This is a genomic window from Bradyrhizobium sp. HKCCYLRH3061 (assembly GCF_051168015.1).
Taxonomy (GTDB): Bacteria; Pseudomonadota; Alphaproteobacteria; order Rhizobiales; family Xanthobacteraceae; genus Bradyrhizobium.
In genome coordinates, this window is record NZ_JBNPUE010000006.1 from 138,823 (window position 1) to 153,118 (window position 14,296).

Genomic DNA, 14,296 nt, shown 5'->3' on the forward strand with positions numbered 1-14,296 from the left:
TCGTCCCTACCTGCCGTTGCCGCGGCAGCGGCCGCCGGGGCCGATGTGAAACCCGCGTGGGCAGGCGTGCGCCGCCGGATTGGCATAGTTGCGCAGGCATCCGCCATACGGACCGCGGTGCCAGCCGGGGCCGCAGCCGCCGGCGACCTGGATCACCTCCGGCTTGGATCCGGCGTCGATCGAAGCCAGCGGCATCGCAGATGCGCCGACGGTCAGAATTCCCAACAAGAGCGTGCTGGTGAGGATGGTTCGCATCGATGGTCTCCCTGGTTTGATTTGCGAATTGGTCAGCCGCCCGCCGCGAACGCGATGCCGGCACGCACCTCGGTGATGGCCTGATCGATCAGCGCCAGCGCGCGCTCGCGATGGCCGCCCTTGTTCGGTGTCGCCTGAGCCAGCTCGGCCCGGGCCGATTGCAGCATGGTGACGGTCGCGGTCATGTGCGGCTGCGCGCCGAGCGCGTAGCCGATCCCGATGCAACCCGCGAGGGCGGCGCCGAGGCCGAGCTTGCGGGCCGCGGAAGACATGGTCATTTTAATCTCTCCTCGGACTCATGGCTGTTCGACTTGGAGGATGCAGGCCGCAACGCATGTCGGCGTGCGTCCATCCGCATCGCTAGTTGAACCCGTTGCGGCTGTCTTGGACTCATCGGCATGAACGGTCGCGCGACTTGGACTGATCGGCGCTCCCGATCCGTCCTGATGAGCTTTGCCGACTTCAGCGGCCGTTCATCCCGCCGCTGCCACATTGATCGCGTTGCTTCGGAAATTCCTTTGCCTCGGATCCGATTTCGATGACCATCGTCAGGAAAATGCTGTCGACCGACATGCTGCCGAAAGGGCTCGACGACAGGCAGCGCTTCTTGTGCTTTGCGGAATTGTTCGAGCACTTCTCCAACACGGGCGAGCTCGATCCGGCCGAGGACGTGCCGTTTCGCGCCGTAATGAACGCCATCCACATCGGCACCACCCTGCTCGGGCGCTGCGACGGCACCTTCACCCGTGTCAGGCGCGAACGGCGCCAGGTGCTCGCGACCAACGACGACCGCTATTGCCTGGCGCGCAACGCCGGCAGTCGCGAGGCGATGGTCGTTCATCGCGGACGCGAGTTCGCTCTGCGGCCGGGGGCGATGGTGCTGCTCAAGCTCGATGAGCCGTTCTTCAGCGCCGATGGCGCCAATCACAAGCGCTTCGTCAACGTGCATCTGCCGATGATGACGCTGCGCTCGATGGTCTCCGGTGTCGATGACCTGGTCGGGCGCGAATTGGCGCCGGGCGGCGCGCTGTCGCTCGCGATGGACTACAGCGAATTGCTGCTCGCCCATCCCGCCGCGGCCGACGAAGCCGGCCCGGCGGTCGCGCAGCATCTGCTCGATCTGGTGGCGCTCGGGCTTGGTGTGCGCGGCGACGCGATGCGCAAGGCGGGTCGCGGCGGCCTGCGCAGCGTTCGCCTCGCGGGACTGCTGACCATTCTGAACAGCCGCTTCGCCGAGCCGGACTTTTCGGCGCAGAAGCTTGCGGCCGCGGCGGGCCTGTCCGAGCGCTACGTCAATGACCTGCTGCACGAGGCCGGCGCCGGCTTCTCGGCCCGGCTGAATGAGCTGCGCCTGCGCAAGGCCATGGACCTGCTGGCCGGTGGCGGACGCCGCATCAGCGATATCGCGTTTGCCTGCGGCTTCAACGACCTGTCCTATTTCAACCGCTGCTTCCGGCGCCGCTTCGGGCTGACGCCGACCGGCGCACGGGGCCGCTAGGCGAGACAAGGCGGCGGTTCGACGCAACTTGTGCCGGGCCCCGCGCGTTGCCATCTCATGGGTATGCAAGACCAGATGTCCACCTCGCCCCGCCGCGCATCGGGACGCGCCTCGCAGGCGCGCTTCAACGCCGATGAGGCGCGCGGACCGATCATCGACCAGGACGGACGAGAGCTCCCGCAAGGGGCGTTCCGGTCCTCGTTCAATGGCGCCTTCGTCGGCCCGGATGGCGTGCGGTTCGATTTCAACACCGCCAATCCGTTCGGCAACCTGACCCGCGAGCAGCGCATCGCGCGGCTCGAGGCGGTGGCGAAGCTGCTCGACGTCGCCTTCGTCTTGCCCGGCACCAACATCCGCTATGGCATCGACGGCATCATCGGCCTCATCCCGGTGGTCGGCGACCTCATCGCGACCGCGCTGTCGCTGTGGCTGGTGCGCGAGGCCCGGGCGCTGGGCGCGCCCTGGCACGTCATCACGCGGATGCTGGGCAATGTCGCGGTCGAGGGCGTGATCGGCATGGTGCCGGTGGCGGGCGACGCCTTCGACGTGCTGTTCCGCGCCAACATGCGCAACGCCAAGATCCTGCGGCGGTGGCTGGATACCCAGCCGCGCTGACGTGCGGCGGGACCGGGGCAACAAACGAACAAACAGACCCCCATAAAAAAACTGCCCCGCACGAGGCGGGGCAGGGTATCGAAGAATGCTCTGGCAGCCGTCAGGCCGCATCGGCGTCCGGCGCCTTGTCGACCACCCGGCGCGGCAGCGGAAACGCCTCGCTCTCATACAGGGTGCGGATGCCGTTCTGGTCGAAGCGGGCCTCCTCGACCTGCAGGTAGGCGCCATTCAGCGAATCCGCAGGCAACTCCTCCATGGCGAACCGCACGGCTTCGGCCGCGGTGCCGAACCGCCGATAGGCGAAACCCGCCCGCTTCTTCTTGCGGATGGCGGCGGGAAACAGTTCGGCAGAGGTGTTGAAGTTGAACGGACGCAGTGGACGCATGGTCTGAGACCTCTTCTTGTCGGCTGGAAGCGCTGACGCGAGCTTTCAAAACATTCAGCTTGGCAATGACGCCAGCGATTGCGGGGGTGGAGGGCGGGATTTGCCGCTCCAGGCGGCCCGGCCCTGCATAGTCAGTTACGACCCCTAATATAGGCCGATTTGGCAGAAATGCGAATCCTGCACGCTCACATCGTAAATCCGGCCCGCTGTGGGCCGCCTTGAAACATGCTGTCTTTTCAGTAGCTTAATTGATCCGCAACTTGTGAATGCAGGAGAGCCCGATCTGCACGGCTAAAATCTCACCCCTTGTGGCCGGTTTTGACCGCCCGCGCCTCGCCCGCCGCAAGCCAGCGGCCCCGAGTACCGTCGATGACGGGACCGGGGCCGGGCGTGCCATCAGCGCGGTTTCAGCTTCAGCGCCGCCGAGTTGATGCAATAGCGCAGGCCGGTCGGCCCCGGGCCGTCGGGAAAGACGTGGCCGAGATGGCCCGAGCATTTCGAGCACAGCACCTCGGTGCGAACCATGCCATGGGTCGTGTCGGTCTCCTCGTCGACGTGGCTCTCCGTTGCCGGCCGGGTGAAGCTCGGCCAGCCGCAGCCGGAATCGAACTTGGCGTCGGACTCGAACAGGGTCTGGCCGCAGCCGGCGCAGACATAGGTCCCGGCGCGGTGCTCGTGCTCATACTCGCCCGAGAAGGGGCGCTCGGTCGCCTTCTCGCGCAGCACGGCGTACTGCATCGGCGTCAGCTCCTTGCGCCATTCCGCCTCGCTCTTGACGACCTTGTTGTTCGTCTTGGTGTCGCTCATCCTGTGGTCCTCCAGGCGGACCCGTATGGTCCGCCCCTGTCATGGCGCTGGTCGGGCCGAACGCGACGCCTCAGTTCGTCGCCTTGGCGTCCCGGACCAGCGTCGGCTTGTCGATGTAGTTCTCGGCAAATATCTTCTTCAGATTGTCGATCTTCGGCAGGTCGTTATAGGCGATATAGGGTTGGCTGGGGTGCAGCGTCAGGTAGTCCTGGTGATAGTCCTCGGCCGGATAGAACGCCTCGAGCTTGCCGATCTTGGTGACGATCGGCTTGCCGAACACCTTGGCCTTGTCGAGCTGCGCGATATAGGCCTCGGCGACCTTCTTCTGCGCCTCCGAGGTGGTGAAGATCGCCGAGCGATATTGGGTTCCGCTGTCCGGGCCCTGGCGGTTCAACTGGGTCGGATCGTGCACGACCGAAAAGAAGATCTGCAGGATCTTGCCGTAGGAGATCTTCTTCGGATCGTATTTGATCTGGACCGATTCCGCGTGGCCGGTCGTGCCGCTCGACACCGTGCGGTAGTCGGCCGTGGCCTTGGTGCCGCCGGCATAGCCGGAGACCGCGCTGACCACGCCGGCGGTGTGCTGGTAGACGCCCTGGACGCCCCAGAAGCAGCCGCCGGCGACCACAGCGTTTTCCAGTCCGTCGGAGGCCGGCTGGTCCTGGGCCGGCGGCGGGATCACAACGGCCTGCTCGGCGGCATGCAGCGGCTGCCAGGCCAGGATGCCTGCCGCCATCGCACCGAGCACGGCTGTCTTGACGAAAAGGGAGCGGGTGAGGCGCATCTTCGAATCCTCGTGAGGGGGCTTGTCTCGTCTCGCCGGCCGGAAACACTGGCCCGGCCCGGCCTCTGCTGCAAGATACGTCCGTGCCCGTCCGGCGTTACGGGGGACGTGACACGACTGCGTGAACAGGCGGGGGGCGGCGGCACGTGCGCAATCGCCCGATGGGTGCCGGGACGACGCTGGGAGTTGTGGCGAGACCGTTCCAGGCATGACGATGTGGTCTCGCGGCCCGAATTGCCCGAGGGATGCAGGTTCATCGGCCCTCCGAAGTGGAGGGCGCAGGGAAGGCCGGACCTCGACTGAGGCCCGTGGCCCGCCTGCTTAAAAAAATGCAGGCGGCAGGTACCACAGGTTCAGCCGGACAGATCCGGCCCTCCCTGCGCGACGGTTTTAACGCTTATACGTGCTCTCCCCGGGGACCGGCTGTCTTGCCCCCGTCGCCGGCGGATCATCACCGCCAGCTTGGCCTCAGCGTCGGGAGGCCAGGACCACACGCTTTCGCCGTCCGTGCCATGCCGTTCGTCGGCAGGTCCAGGACCCGCTGCAACATGTCGCGTCCATCGCATTCCGCTGCCAACGTCCGTGACGATCGCGATACGTCCCCTGCCGTGCAACGAAACGCAGGCATCATAAGCCTGATTTGGGCAGAGCGCGAAATGATTTATGTTTTTCAGAATACCTTGACAGCTTTTTGTCGTCGCCGGCCGATTTGCCCGACGGGCTGCAGGGCGGTGCTGGGCGCGGTAACCGATCCTGCATCGTCGGCAGCCATCAAATTCGCAACGACGGGGTGAGGTCATCGGATGCGCGCCATCTCGTTCACGAACTCACGATGACGTCACGCTTCGTCGATCCTCGAATGATGGTGTGGTTCAGGTCTCGCGGTCGTGATCCCGGCAAGGCGACAACGCCGCGAATATTTCGTTTCCGCCGCGGTCAATACAGAGGCGGTCGCGCCTCACTGATGACGGCTCTGACCAGGTCATCAATCGCGTGCGTGATCTCCGCATCCTGAGAACCTGGAGAACAATCATGACATCCTGGAAATCAAAGGCGGCAGCCTTGCTGCTGTCGATGGCCACTGTTGCGCCAGCATCGGCGCAGGGCTGGTTTTTCGGCGAGCAGGAGCCCGGGGCGTTTCAGGCGATGTATCCTGATCGCGACGTGCTCAACGGCGGCGCGCTGACGCCGGCGGGGAAAATGGGCATGGAGCGCGCCTCCGGCGCGGTGCTCGTGTTTCCGCCGCGGGCCCGTCTCAGCCCGTATGATCGGCTGCCGCTGCGGCGGTGACGCGTCGGACCGTCGGCACGAATGATCCCTTCGCCAGCTCTGAGACATGAGCGCGCTCACGAAGGGTTACCGGCTCGCGCAGTCGTGATAGGGGGGCAGCCTTCGCCCGCCTACATGATCGCAAGCGTGAATTGATGCACCACAGAGGGAAGACCGATCATGATCATATTCAGGAGCCTGGCGGCAGCTCTGCTGATGTCGACGCTGGCGGTGACCGCGGCATCGGCGCAATTCTCCGAGCCGGCGGCCTATGAGGCCATGCATCCCGAACGCGACGTGCTCAATGGCGGCACGCTGACGCCGGCGGCACAGGCGGAGTTGGCCCGTCGCGGCGCGCCGGGCCTTCCGAATGCCAATGCAGCGATGCGGCCGGCCGATATGGCGAGGCCGCACCGGCGTCATCGGCGCTGAGCGGGGTGGCTCAGCTCGCGTGCTCCTCGCGCTCGTGGATCACGCTGGCGCGGCCGACGATGAGGTCGTCGACCTGGCCGATGCGCGAGACGTCCTTGCCGGCATAGGGCAGCGAATGCAGCACGCAGCGCATCGCGTTCAGCCGCGCACGCTTCTTGTCGTCTGACTTGATCACGGTCCACGGGCAGTCGGCGGTGTCGGTGGAGAAGAACATCGCCTCCTTCGCGCGGGTGTAGTCGTCCCATTTGTCGAGCGACGCGGTGTCGATCGGCGACAGCTTCCACTGCTTCAGCGGATGCGCCTCGCGCTCCTTGAAGCGGCGGCGCTGCTCGTCGCGGCTGACCGAGAACCAGAACTTGATGAGGTGGATGCCGCTGCGCACGAGGTTGCGCTCGAACTCCGGCACCTGGCGCAGGAACTCGTCGTACTCGACCTGAGAGCAGAAGCCCATCACGCGCTCGACGCCGGAGCGGTTGTACCAGGAGCGGTCGAACAGCACGATTTCGCCCGCGGTCGGCAGATGCTCGACATAGCGCTGGAAGTACCACTGGCCGCGCTCGACGTCGCTCGGCTTGTCCAGCGCCACCACGCGGGCGCCGCGCGGATTGAGATGCTCCATGAAGCGCTTGATGGTGCCGCCCTTGCCGGCGGCGTCGCGGCCTTCGAACAGCAGCACCAGGCGCTGGCGCGCATCCTTCATCCAGTTCTGCAGCTTCAACAGCTCGGTCTGCAGGATGAATTTCTGCTCCTCATAGTCCTTGCGGTACATGCGGAATTTGTAGGGGTAGCCGCCCTGGCGCCAATTGTCGGCGAGCTCGTCGGAGGTGTGGCGCTTGTCGGGCTTGGCCTTGCCCTCGATCAGCGCCTTCATCAGCCTGGCATCGTCCGGCGCGGCGCCGTCCAGCATCGCCCTGACCGGCGCGGAGTTGGGGTCGAGGGCCGGCGGACCGTTGAGCACGGTCTCGAACGCCGACAGCTCGGTGATCTGCGCGGCCTGCATCGATTCGTCCACAAGCGACTGACCGATCGGATCGAGCTTGGCTGCGGACTGCCGGCGCGCGACACGCGCCGTGGCGCTCGCGCGCTTGCTGCGCTGACCGTTGGAAGCCTTGTCTTTCGTCGACTCGCCTTTCGTGGTCTTGCCTTTCGTGGTGTTGGACTTTGCCATACGATCCCGCCGCCTGCTGCTGGTTTAACAGAGATGTGAATCGATCTTTATCCGCCAAGGACCCTGCGTCAGGTTGACGTGGATCAACCTGCCGCAGGTGGGTACCAGCGAGGCGAGCAAAATCGTCTCGCGCGGTAAAGCCGGCGTTACACCACGATCGACAGCCGCTTCGCGGCGCGGGTGATGCCGGTGTAGAGCCAGCGGGCGCGGCTTTCCTGGAAGGCAAAGCTCTCGTCGAACAGCACGACGTCGTCCCATTGCGAGCCCTGCGACTTGTGCACGGTCAGCACGTAGCCGTAGTCGAACTCGTCATAGGGCTTGCGCTGCTCCCACGGGATGTCCTCGATGCCGCCGGCGAAGCATTCGCCGCGCACCGAGACTTTCGTGACCTTGCGTCCGAGATCCTCGTCGGGCGCGACCCGCATGGTGACGATCTTGGACTTCGAGGTCGCGCGCGACTTCACCCGCCACAGCCCGCCATTGAACAGGCCCTTCTTGCGGTTGTTGCGCAGGCAGACCAGCTTGTCGCCGGCGACAGGGAGCGCGTCCTCGATGTCGAGGCGCTGCCGGAAGCGGTTGTTGTAGGCGCGTCGGGTGGCGTTGCGGCCGACCAGCACCTGGTCGGCCTCCATGACGCGGGACGGATCGAGCTCGCGGCGCTCGACCACCTCGCTCTCGCCGTAGCGGCCGACGTCGAGCGTGTTGCCCTCGCGCACGTCCATCGACATCCGCACGATCGGATCGTCCTTGGCCTGGCGATGCACCTCGGTCAGCATCACGTCCGGCTCGCTGTCGGTGAAGAAGCCGCCCCCCTTGACCGGCGGCAGCTGCGCGGGATCGCCGAGCACCAGCAGCGGGCAGTCGAAGGACAGCAGGTCGCGGCCGAGATCGGCGTCGACCATCGAGCATTCGTCGATGATGATCAGCTTGGCCTTGGAGGCCGGCGCGTCGTCCCACAATTCGAAGTTCGGCTGCTCCTCGCCGGTTTCTTGCGCGCGATAGATCAGCGAATGGATGGTGGAGGCGTTGTCGCAGCCCTTGCTGCGCATCACCAGCGCCGCCTTGCCGGTGAAGGCCGCGAACTTGACCTCGCCGTCGACGCCTTCGGCGATGTGGCGGGCCAGCGTGGTCTTGCCGGTTCCGGCATAGCCGAACAGCCGGAACACTTGTGGCGTGCCGCTCTGGCCGGGCTTGGCCTTCAGCCAATCGCCGACGGCCTTCAGCGCGGAATCCTGATGCGGGGAGAAGGTGGTCATGGCTCACAGGGATGGAGCCGCGCGGCGACTCGGGGACATTCCGTGAACCTAAGGGCTGATGCGGGGAGATCAAGCGCTAGCTAAGGCAGGGGTGCCTCGCTTCAGAGAATGGAGGCCGAAAGCGTGCGGCGCGTGCGGTGTGCTCCCTCCCCCCTTGTGGGGGAGGGTTGGGGAGGGGGGGCTCCGGGCGACGCCGCCCGTGTGGGCCCCCTCCCCAACCCCTCCCCACAAGGGGGAGGGGAGCCGACTGCGCGCGCGGCGACGGCTCGGCCATTCAGAGAAGTCGACTACTGCCAGCCCGGCACGCCCCGCATGTCCGGCAGGTGGTGCGCGATGCCCTTGTGGCAGTCGATGCAGGTCTTTTCGCCGGTGAACAGGAAGCGTTGATGCGCTTCGACGGCGCGCGGCGACTGCTTGGTGATGTCCATCGACTGGGAGCTGTGGCAGTTGCGGCATTCGAGCGAGTCGTTCGCCTTGAACCGCGCCCACTCATGCAAGGCGAGCTCCAGTCTGCGGTCGGTGAACTTCTCGCGGGTGTTGATCGAGCCGAACAGATGGCCCCAGACCTCCTTGGAGGCCTGCATCTTGCGCGCGATCTTGTCGGTCCAGTTGTGCGGCACGTGGCAGTCCGGGCAACTGGCGCGCACGCCGGAGCGGTTGGAGAAGTGAACGGTCGACTTCAGCTCGGCGAACACGTTGTCTTTCATCTCGTGACAGCCGGTGCAGAACTTCTCGGTGTTGGTGATCTCCAGCGCGGTGTTGAAGCCGCCCCAGAAGATCACGCCGGCGAGGAAGCCGGCGAGCACCAGCACGCCGAGCCCGAACACGGAGCTCGGCTTCAGCAGCACGTCGATGAGGTCGAGAATGAACTGCCAGGCGCGGCCGGCAAGGCCGAGCTGCTGCTCGGGGACGGGTGCCTTGGCGCCCTCCGGGATGTCGGCGCTGCTCATCGCTTGCCACCCGGCTTGTCGTGCGCCAGCAGCGTGTCGATGTCGACGAAGTCGTTGCTGACAGGCGGATTGGCGACACTCTGCGGCACGTGGCACTGGGTGCAGAAGTAGCGGCGCGGCGACACCGACGCCAGGAACTGGCCGTCGCGGTCCATGAAGTGGGTGATCGACAGCATCGGCGCCTTCGACTCCGCGATGCGAGCACGGGCATGGCAGGACAGGCATTTGTTGCCCTGCATGTCGACCTGATAGCCGTCGATCGAATGCGGGATCACCGGCGGCTGCTCCGGATAGTTGCGCACCTCTTTCTCGGCGGTGTTCTTCGTCGGCTGCATCGGCGGCGCCGGGCCTTCGTCATTGAGCGGCGTGGGGCCGCGCAGCGACGAGGAGACGCTCTGGGCGAGCAGGGCGCTCGAGCCGGCCGCAAGGCTGGCCGCGAGCAGCATCATGGCAAGTCTCTTGATCATGATCGTCACACCCGCTCGATGCGCACGGCGCATTTCTTGTAATCGGTCTGCAGCGAGATCGGGTCGGTGGCGTCGAGCGTCACCTTGTTGATCAGCTTGGACTCGTCGAACCACGGCACGAAGACGAGCCCGCGGGGCGGCTTGTCGCGGCCGCGGGTCTCGACGCGGGCGCGGATGAAGCCGCGCCGCGAGGCGACCTTGACCTCGTCGCCGCGCCTCAAGTTCGCGGCCTCGGCATCGTCCGGATGCATGAAGCAGACGGCTTCGGGGAACGCCTTGTAGAGCTCGGGCACGCGGCGCGTCATCGTGCCGGAATGCCAGTGCTCGACCACGCGTCCGGTCGACAGCCAGAACGGATAGTCCTTGTCCGGCGATTCCGCCGGCGGCTCGTAGGGCAGGGCGAAGATGCGCGCCTTGCCGTCCGGGAAGCCGTAGAACTGCACGCCGGTGCCGGACTTGACGTAAGGGTCGGAGCCCTCGCGGAAACGCCAGCGCGTCTCCTTGCCGTCGACGACAGGCCAGCGCAGGCCGCGCTCTTTGTGATAGGCCTCGAACGGCGCCAGGTCATGGCCGTGGCCGCGGCCGAACGAGGCGTATTCCTCGAACAGGCCCTTGTGGACGTAGAAGCCGAACGCCTTGGATTCGTCATTGGCATAGCCCGGCTCGATCTGGTCGACCGGGAATTTGTCGACCTGGCCGTTCCTGTAGAGCACGTCGAACAGCGTCTTGCCGCGAACCTCCGGCTTCTTGGCGATCAGCTCCTCGGGCCAGACCTCTTCGATCTTGAAGCGCTTGGAGAACTCCATCAGCTGCCAGAGGTCGGAGCGCGCCTCGCCCGGCGCCGAGACGAGCTGGTGCCAGAACTGGGTGCGGCGCTCGGCATTGCCATAGGCGCCTTCCTTCTCCACCCACATCGCCGTCGGCAGAATGAGATCGGCGGCGAGCGCGGTCACCGACGGATAGGCGTCGGAGACGACGATGAAATTGTCGGGGTTGCGGAAGCCCGGATAGGTCTCTTCGTTCGCGTTGGGGCCGGCCTGCAAATTGTTGTTGACCTGCACCCAATAGGCGTTGAGCAGGCCGTCCTTCAGCATCCGGCTCTGCAGCACCGCGTGATAGCCCGGCTTGTCCGGGATCGTACCTTCCGGCAGCTGCCAGATGTGCTCGGCCTTGGCGCGGTGCTCCTTGTTGGTGACCACCATGTCGGCGGGCAAACGGTGCGAGAAGGTGCCGACCTCGCGCGCGGTGCCGCAGGCCGAGGGCTGCCCGGTCAGAGAGAACGGGCTGTTGCCGGCCTCGGCGATTTTCCCGGTCAGAAGATGGATGTTGTAGACGAGGTTGTTGCACCAGACGCCGCGGGTGTGCTGGTTGAAGCCCATGGTCCAGAACGAGACCACCTTGGTCTTCGGATCGGCATAGAGCTCGGCCAGCGCCTCGAGCCGGTTCAGCGGCACGCCGGACATCTCGGCGGCCTTCTCCAGCGTGTAGTCCGAGACGAACTTCGCATACTCGTCGAACGAGATGTCGGTGGCGTCGTTCGGGTTGGCGGCGCCCTTGGCCTTCTTCTGCAGCGGATGCTCCGGCCGCAGGCCATAGCCGATGTCGGTCTGGCCCTTCTTGAACACCGTGTGCGCCTGGACGAAGTCCTTGTTGACGCGGCCTGTCGTGATGATGTGGTTGGCGATGGCGTTGAGGATGTAGAGGTCGGTCTGCGGCTTGAACACCATGCCGATATCGGCGAGGTCGAACGAGCGGTGCTCGAAGGTCGAGAGCACGGCGACCTTGACATGCGGCGTCGACAGTCTCCGATCGGTCACGCGGGTCCACAGGATTGGATGCATCTCCGCCATGTTGGAGCCCCACAGCACGAACGCGTCCGTGGCCTCGATGTCATCGTAGCAGCCGGGCGGCTCGTCGATGCCGAAGGTGCGCATCATGCCGGCCACGGCCGACGCCATGCAGTGCCGCGCATTGGGATCGATGTTGTTGGAGCGGAAGCCGGCCTTGAACAGCTTGGAGGCCGCATAGCCTTCCCAGATCGTCCACTGGCCCGAGCCGAACATGCCGACGCCGGAGGGCCCGCGCTTCTTCAGCGCCTCCTTGTACTTCTGCGCCATGATGTCGAAGGCTTCGTCCCACGTGACCGGCGTGAACTCGCCGTTCTTGTCGTACTTGCCGTTGGTCTTGCGCAGCATCGGGTGCGTCAGGCGATCATGGCCGTACATGATCTTGGACAGGAAATAGCCCTTGACGCAGTTCAGGCCGCGATTCACCTCGGCCTTGATGTCGCCATGGGTGGCGACGACGCGGTTGTCCTTGGTCGCGACCATCACGCTGCAGCCGGTGCCGCAGAAGCGGCAGGCGGCCTTGTCCCATTTCAGCTCGCTCTGCTCGCGCTCGGTGACGAGGTTCGCCGCGAGCGAGGCGCTCGGCATGCCGGCGGCGGCCGCGGCAATCGCGGCGGCTTCCAGCTTCAGCATCTGGCGGCGATCGATCTTCATGTCGGTCATTGGAGTCTCGTGTGATTAGCCGGCGTCGATGGCGTGGAAGACGAGGCAGGCGGAGTGCACGTGCGGCAGCAGTCCGATCCGGTTCATGGTGGCGCCGAGCGCGCCGGCATCGGGCGCATCGACGACGACGATCAGCTTGCCTCTGATGTCGCGGCCGTGGATCTCGCAGCCGGACAGCGCGAGGATGTCGGCTGCGACGCGGTCGAGCTGCTCGGGCCGAGTCTGCACGATGATCGAGGCGATCTCGCCCTTGGCTGGTGCGACGACGGGATCGGCGGTGAGGACGCGGCCGGTGATCAGCGCGCGCCGGTCGAGGGAGGTGCGGTGTGAGAGCACGGCGGGGTCCTTCCGATCAGTGCGCCGCGGGCGGCCCGGGCGGTCCGGCCATCATCTGGTAGACCCACACCGTGAGTCCGTAGGAGCCGACAGTGGCGACCGCGAGCGCAGGCATCAGCACGGCAGTGAGAAACAGGAAGGCAAAAATTTCCATGCGTCTGCGACGCGCACGCGCGTTCGCATCGCCGCCAACGAGCGACATGAGAGAATTCTCGGCTAGGGGGAGGTTCAGGAGGGGTTGCGGCATCCGGGCCGCGCCTGTTCCAACGTTAAGCAAGGAAGCCTTGCCAAAGGCTTGACCTGGATCAAGCGGCGGACCGCGGGGACAATTGGTCGCGGATCGGCGAGCATGCCGGTGCGATCGTGGTTGATGGTCTGTGAAGACCCGTGATCGCGTTGTCGATCGTGAGAAATTCTCGCTGCTTTGCACGGGCGTCTCGATACGAACATCCCTTCGCCGTGTGACGAAACAGGACCGGCATCGCTATTTTTCCGGGGTGCTCGACACGCGTTTCGCCCGCCACCATCATCCCTTGCATCGCATCAATGCGGATGCGCAAGGGTCGGAGAGGGCAATGAAGCGTCGCGATTTTCTCAAACTGTCATTGGCATCAGCTGCGGTGATGAGCTGCGCGGCGCCGCTGCGCGCCGAGGACAGGCCGAAGGAGATCCGCATCGGCACCCAGAAGGGCGGCTTCTTCCCCGCCGTGAAGGCGCGCCGCACCATCGAGGAGACGTTCAAGCCTCTCGGCATCGAGATCGTCTGGGTCGATTTCCAGTTCGGTCCGCCGCTGCTTGAGGCCATCAATGTCGGCAGCGTCGATTTCGGCTATGTCGGCGACGCGCCGCCGATCTTCGCGCAGGCCGCGGGCGCCAAGATCCGCTACGCCGCCGCCGTCAAGCAGAACGGCAGCAGCCAGGCGATCGTGGTGCAGAAGGATTCGCCGATCAGAACGCTTGCCGATCTCAAGGGCAAGCGCGTAGCCTTCGGCAAGGGCTCGAGCGCGCACAATCTGCTGGTCGCAGCACTCGAGAAGGCGGGCCTGTCGTGGAGCGACATCACGCCGGCGCCGCTCGCGCCGGCCGATGCCACCGCGGCCTTCGTCAAGGGCTCGGTGGACGCGTGGTCGATCTGGGACCCGTACCTCGCGCTCGCCGAGCTGAAGGAGAATGCACGGGTGATCGCGTGGGACAAGGACGTGCATAAGCCGAACTCGTTCTACATCGTGGGCTCCGACTTCGTTGAGAAGTATCCCGCCATCGTCGCCAGGCTGAACGCTGCGTTCGCCGCCGAGGGCATCTGGGCCAACAGCCATCACGACGAGGTGGCCAAGGCGCAGGCCGAGGCGACCGGCGTCGACATCGCGGCGGTCAGGCGCTTCGTCGACCGTTCGGTCTACAGCGTCGTGCCGCTCGACGACGACATCATCAGGAGCCAGCAGGCGGTGGCGGATCGGTTCGCCCGCGTCGGCCTCATTCCGAAACAGGTCAACGTCAGCGACATCGTCTGGAAGTGGACGCCGTCAACCTGACGCCTGATCGCCATCCCAATCCGAAAGAGACT

General features: G+C 65.5%; 17 protein-coding genes. 5 read left to right on the forward strand and 12 right to left on the reverse strand.

The annotated features are described in order from the left end of the window. Positions 1-6 precede the first annotated feature (6 nt). Entirely contained in the window at positions 7-255 is a 249-nt protein-coding gene (locus tag ACQR2C_RS12990; protein WP_315803337.1) for a GCG_CRPN prefix-to-repeats domain-containing protein, read from the reverse strand. Between the two features lie 32 nt (positions 256-287). Further along, on the reverse strand, positions 288-533 hold the full coding sequence (locus ACQR2C_RS12995; protein WP_434881284.1) for a hypothetical protein: 246 nt from the start codon (positions 531-533) through the stop codon (positions 288-290). Between the two features lie 260 nt (positions 534-793). On the opposite strand from ACQR2C_RS12995, the gene ACQR2C_RS13000 reads away from it, so the two are divergent. Both ACQR2C_RS13000 and ACQR2C_RS13005 read left to right on the forward strand, forming a co-directional pair. After that, a complete protein-coding gene (locus tag ACQR2C_RS13000) occupies positions 794-1,753 on the forward strand; it encodes a helix-turn-helix transcriptional regulator (protein WP_316177641.1) in 960 nt (319 codons plus the stop codon). A 63-nt stretch (positions 1,754-1,816) separates the two neighbouring features. Continuing rightward, positions 1,817-2,368, forward strand: coding sequence for a DUF4112 domain-containing protein (locus ACQR2C_RS13005; protein ID WP_434881354.1), 552 nt, complete (start codon positions 1,817-1,819; stop codon positions 2,366-2,368). A 100-nt stretch (positions 2,369-2,468) separates the two neighbouring features. Here the strand turns inward: ACQR2C_RS13005 and ACQR2C_RS13010 are convergent, their stop codons facing one another. The 3 genes from ACQR2C_RS13010 to msrA all read right to left on the reverse strand — a co-directional run bounded on the left by ACQR2C_RS13010 (position 2,469) and on the right by msrA (position 4,344). Next, positions 2,469-2,753 (reverse strand): hypothetical protein, encoded by a 285-nt coding sequence (locus ACQR2C_RS13010; RefSeq protein WP_315733902.1) that lies wholly within the window; start codon positions 2,751-2,753, stop codon positions 2,469-2,471. A 396-nt stretch (positions 2,754-3,149) separates the two neighbouring features. Further along, positions 3,150-3,560 carry a peptide-methionine (R)-S-oxide reductase MsrB gene (gene msrB, locus ACQR2C_RS13015; RefSeq protein WP_315803340.1) on the reverse strand — a complete coding sequence of 137 codons (411 nt, stop codon included), beginning with the start codon at positions 3,558-3,560 and terminating at the stop codon, positions 3,150-3,152. 70 nt (positions 3,561-3,630) lie between these two features. Further along, positions 3,631-4,344: a peptide-methionine (S)-S-oxide reductase MsrA gene (msrA, locus tag ACQR2C_RS13020; protein WP_434881285.1), complete on the reverse strand. Its 714-nt coding sequence runs from the start codon at positions 4,342-4,344 to the stop codon at positions 3,631-3,633. A gap of 1,032 nt (positions 4,345-5,376) precedes the next feature. Between msrA and ACQR2C_RS13025 the strand changes: the two genes are divergently transcribed. Then, positions 5,377-5,634: a hypothetical protein gene (locus tag ACQR2C_RS13025; RefSeq protein WP_316237571.1), complete on the forward strand. Its 258-nt coding sequence runs from the start codon at positions 5,377-5,379 to the stop codon at positions 5,632-5,634. 159 nt (positions 5,635-5,793) lie between these two features. After that, positions 5,794-6,045, forward strand: a complete 252-nt coding sequence (locus ACQR2C_RS13030) for a hypothetical protein (protein ID WP_315803343.1) — start codon at positions 5,794-5,796, stop codon at positions 6,043-6,045. A 10-nt stretch (positions 6,046-6,055) separates the two neighbouring features. Here the strand turns inward: ACQR2C_RS13030 and ppk2 are convergent, their stop codons facing one another. From ppk2 to napE, 7 genes are all read right to left on the reverse strand, one after another. After that, on the reverse strand, positions 6,056-7,213 hold the full coding sequence (gene ppk2, locus ACQR2C_RS13035; protein ID WP_434845624.1) for a polyphosphate kinase 2: 1,158 nt from the start codon (positions 7,211-7,213) through the stop codon (positions 6,056-6,058). Between the two features lie 146 nt (positions 7,214-7,359). Beyond that, on the reverse strand, positions 7,360-8,469 hold the full coding sequence (locus tag ACQR2C_RS13040; RefSeq protein ID WP_315803345.1) for an ATP-dependent DNA helicase: 1,110 nt from the start codon (positions 8,467-8,469) through the stop codon (positions 7,360-7,362). A gap of 287 nt (positions 8,470-8,756) precedes the next feature. Further along, on the reverse strand, positions 8,757-9,419 hold the full coding sequence (locus tag ACQR2C_RS13045; protein WP_316182347.1) for a NapC/NirT family cytochrome c: 663 nt from the start codon (positions 9,417-9,419) through the stop codon (positions 8,757-8,759). Continuing rightward, entirely contained in the window at positions 9,416-9,868 is a 453-nt protein-coding gene (locus ACQR2C_RS13050) for a nitrate reductase cytochrome c-type subunit (RefSeq protein WP_316237569.1), read from the reverse strand. The genes ACQR2C_RS13045 and ACQR2C_RS13050 overlap by 4 nt, the downstream gene beginning before the upstream one ends. Positions 9,869-9,891: 23 nt before the next feature. Further along, complete coding sequence (napA, locus tag ACQR2C_RS13055) at positions 9,892-12,396, reverse strand: nitrate reductase catalytic subunit NapA (RefSeq protein ID WP_434863809.1); 2,505 nt, start codon at positions 12,394-12,396, stop codon at positions 9,892-9,894. 15 nt (positions 12,397-12,411) lie between these two features. Next, a complete protein-coding gene (locus ACQR2C_RS13060) occupies positions 12,412-12,732 on the reverse strand; it encodes a chaperone NapD (protein ID WP_315803349.1) in 321 nt (106 codons plus the stop codon). 16 nt (positions 12,733-12,748) lie between these two features. Beyond that, on the reverse strand, positions 12,749-12,934 hold the full coding sequence (gene napE, locus ACQR2C_RS13065; RefSeq protein WP_315803350.1) for a periplasmic nitrate reductase, NapE protein: 186 nt from the start codon (positions 12,932-12,934) through the stop codon (positions 12,749-12,751). Positions 12,935-13,307: 373 nt separating this feature from the next. Here napE and ACQR2C_RS13070 point away from each other — a divergent pair, with 373 nt between their 5' ends. Beyond that, the gene (locus ACQR2C_RS13070) at positions 13,308-14,264 is read left to right on the forward strand and encodes an aliphatic sulfonate ABC transporter substrate-binding protein (RefSeq protein WP_316217465.1); all 957 of its coding nucleotides are present in this window, start codon (positions 13,308-13,310) and stop codon (positions 14,262-14,264) included. The last annotated feature ends 32 nt before the right edge of the window (positions 14,265-14,296 follow it).